We start from the raw sequence: 1,955 nt of genomic DNA, 5'->3' as shown, positions 1-1,955 counted from the left end.
TGTTAACGGCAGTGTAAAAATGACCCCTAACGGCAATTGAAAATTGACCCCCTGAGGTAAACTAGGGGCTTTTGTAAAAAGGCCGCCTATCGATGTTAAATCAGGAGATGGTTGTGACCATTAAAGTACTCAATAAACAAGGTCAATCAATTAAAGGGATAGCGCGAGAAACGGGGCTTTCTAAAAACACAGTTAAGAAGTATCTACAGCAAACAGATTGCCCAATGCGATACGAGCGTAAGGTAGTCAAACCCAGCAAGTTAGCACCTTTTAAAGCGTATCTTCAATCGCGTATTGCGGCTGCGCATCCAGACTGGATCCCCGCTGTTGAGCTCTATCAAGAGATATTAGAGCAAGGCTATACAGGTAAAATCCGCATATTAAGTCAATACATCGCGACACTGAAACCGACAAGTGAAGCCGAGCCGTTAGTGCGGTTTGAAACACCGCCAGGTAAGCAGATGCAAGTTGACTTTACCATCATCAGACGAGGCAATCGGGCGCTTAAAGCGTTTGTCGCAACGCTGGGATATTCACGCGCTACTTACGTTAAGTTCTTTGACCACGAGCGTACCGAAGCATGGATGGAGGGTTTAAGAGCTAGCTTCGAATACTTTGGCGGCGTGCCGCATGAAGTATTATTCGACAATGCAAAAACGATAATGATTGAGCGGGATGCCTACGCAGAGGGGGAGCATAGATGGAATGCGAAGTTACTTGCCGTAGCAGAAGATTATGGATTTACACCCAAGGTATGCAGACCTTATCGAGCGAAAACGAAAGGTAAGGTCGAGCGCTTTAATCGCTATTTAAAAGCCAGCTTCGTTGTGCCGCTGCAAGCGACATTAAGAAGTTCGGGTCTAATGCTGGATGTGCACACCGCAAACGGTTATGTGGGTCGCTGGTTGGCACAAACAGCCAATGCAAGAGTGCATGGCACGACGGGCGAAATACCCAACACGCGTTTAATTGATGAGCAAGACGCGCTACTGCCATTGCCGTTGTATGTCGGCAGTGTAACGGCGACGCCAGCAAGGCAGGCTCTGCCTACGCCATTTGAGAGCATACAGCACCCCTTGAGCGTATATGACCAAGTGGGAGGCGTACATGAACTTACAGTCTGAGCGTATTGCCGATGCTTGTGAGCAACTTGGTTTACAAGCTATCGCAGAAGTATGGCCAAATATCGCTAAACACCACTTAGCCAATGAAGGCTCCTACGCTGACTTCGTTGAAAAGCTACTCACAGAAGAGCTAGTAGCCAAAACACAGCGGACCAAAACCACGCTACTCAAATTCGCAGGCTTACCCAACATTAAAACCTTGGAAGAATATGATTTTAACTTCGCCAGCGGCGTACCTAAATCGCAACTGACAGAGTTAGCGGGCTTAAGCTTTATTGAGCGAGCTGAGAATGTTGTGATGCTCGGGCCAAGCGGCGTGGGCAAAACGCATCTGGCGATTGCATTGGGATATAAAGCGATAATGGCGAGCACTAAAGTGCGTTTCATTGCCGCTGCCGATTTGATGTTGCAACTGGCGACTGCAAATAACCAAGGCAAACTGAAAAACTACCTACAACGTGTAGTGATGAGTCCCAAGCTACTTATCATTGACGAGATTGGCTACTTGCCGTTTGGCCGTGAGGAAGCGAACTTGTTCTTTAATGTTATTGCAAAGCGTTATGAGCGAGGCAGTACACTTCTTACTAGCAATCTGCCGTTTAGTCAGTGGGCAGGTGCATTTGCTAATGATGCAACGTTAACCGCAGCCATGCTAGACAGACTCTTACACCACTGTCATGTCGTACAAATTAGCGGCGAAAGCTATCGTTTAAAAGACAAAAAGAAAATTGGGATAGCTCCGATTATCGGTGAAATCTAAAAAGGGAGGGGGTCAAAATTCAATTGCCGATTTAAACCCAAAGGGGGTCAAATTTAAACTGCCGTTGACAA

The 1,955-nt window shown here is 46.8% G+C and carries 2 protein-coding genes; both read left to right on the top strand.

Going from position 1 to position 1,955, the window contains the following annotated elements; translation table 11 throughout:
- The first annotated feature begins 92 nt into the window (after positions 1 to 92).
- Positions 93 to 1,124 carry an IS21 family transposase gene (istA, locus tag AB9H30_RS19260; RefSeq protein ID WP_371196417.1) on the top strand — a complete coding sequence of 344 codons (1,032 nt, stop codon included), beginning with the start codon at positions 93 to 95 and terminating at the stop codon, positions 1,122 to 1,124.
- Positions 1,108 to 1,884, top strand: coding sequence for an IS21-like element helper ATPase IstB (istB, locus tag AB9H30_RS19255; protein ID WP_371196416.1), 777 nt, complete (start codon positions 1,108 to 1,110; stop codon positions 1,882 to 1,884). Before istA ends, istB begins: the two co-directional genes overlap by 17 nt.
- Positions 1,885 to 1,955 lie beyond the last annotated feature (71 nt).

This window comes from Glaciecola sp. SC05 (genome assembly GCF_041380235.1).
Classification (GTDB): domain Bacteria; phylum Pseudomonadota; class Gammaproteobacteria; order Enterobacterales; family Alteromonadaceae; genus Glaciecola.
The sequence above is the reverse complement of the archived record's forward strand: the minus strand, read 5'-3'. Positions and strand labels throughout refer to the sequence as shown.